At 43.3% G+C, this 1,157-nt stretch carries 1 protein-coding gene; it reads right to left on the bottom strand.

Translation table 11 applies throughout. The features are described 5' to 3' along the window. Positions 1-1,097 (bottom strand): hypothetical protein (locus HMPREF2890_RS07950; RefSeq protein ID WP_148130724.1); only part of this gene is annotated, 1,097 nt, incomplete at its 3' end. Between the last annotated feature and the right edge of the window lie 60 nt (positions 1,098-1,157).

Here is a 1,157-nt window from a genome sequence, read left to right as displayed (position 1 = left end):
TCATTCAACATTGTGCTATCCACATTTTCCGAGACATAACGTTCCTTCTCCTCCCAATAGCTTTCTCCTGTATGTTCCTTGTGAATGACGCAGGCGACATACTCCACAAGCGCTTCGTTTAGTATGTATTTATCTACGGAGGACATCCAGGAAGCTTGACCAGGCTTCACAGAAGGGAGAAATAGATGGGTCACCTCATGCGTTAATATACGAGAGTAATAATCATCAGGATCAACCTGTAGGACCTTGTTTTCGGTATATGGGAAAGCTTTTCCATATGTATAACCCAAGCCATCCCATGACTGGTACATATTGGAGACAATTAAATCCACCTTAGTAGGGGAAGACCCCAATGGCTTCGTGAGCTTATCCAATGGAGGAACAATTTGCTGGAGTCGGCATATAGCACTGTCTATGGGTGATGTGTCCTTAAGAGGGAGGAGCTCCAGCTTGACTTCACTTGCATTTGTGAGTTTTTGCGACTTATCGAGATGCTGGAATAGGACGTCAATATCAATCCCCTCAATAGTCTTTTCTTTATGAAGAAAAGCAGGTCGGTATAAGAAAAAGATAGATGGAGCTGTAGATACGGTGCAATCAATTCTTTTCAAGGCGGGGTCTATTGGATCGGGAACGAGTGGTCTATCGGATCGTGTGTAAAACAACGCATCGGAAGCATCCACTGTGATACGCAATGAATCCTGAGGCACACCTTTCCGAGAAAAGAAATAATTCAATTCTTCGGGCATTAGAAAGTACGTTGGACTATAGTAGCCGTTCATCCTTATCTGAAAAGGAGACACATAGGTATATCTAAGAATCGCCCGATCGGAAAAGTTCTTATTCTCTTTCCATCGAATAGCCGGAGCTACAAGGAACTTTTCGAGATTAAACTCTCGTACGTATTCTGCTTGTATATAGGGCAAAAGGAATACTCCTGCTACAGTTTGCGTCCAACCATAAGGGAGCATCTTAACAGGAGCCTGATCAATAAAGAAGGTGTCTGTTGGCGTGATAAGAGAGCTTGGGATAGTCTCGATAAACTGACAATGAAGATATGGGTTTGCACTCCACGTGTCGACTGGGATTTCATCCATCTTTGCGACATAATCAGAATAGAAAGGCCTTATCGTTAGGGTTAGACCGTTGAAGTCAGT

This window comes from Porphyromonas sp. HMSC065F10, from assembly GCF_001808555.1.
Lineage (GTDB): Bacteria > Bacteroidota > Bacteroidia > Bacteroidales > Porphyromonadaceae > Porphyromonas_A.
Note: the sequence above shows the minus strand (reverse complement) of the source record. Positions and strands in the feature narration are given on the sequence as shown.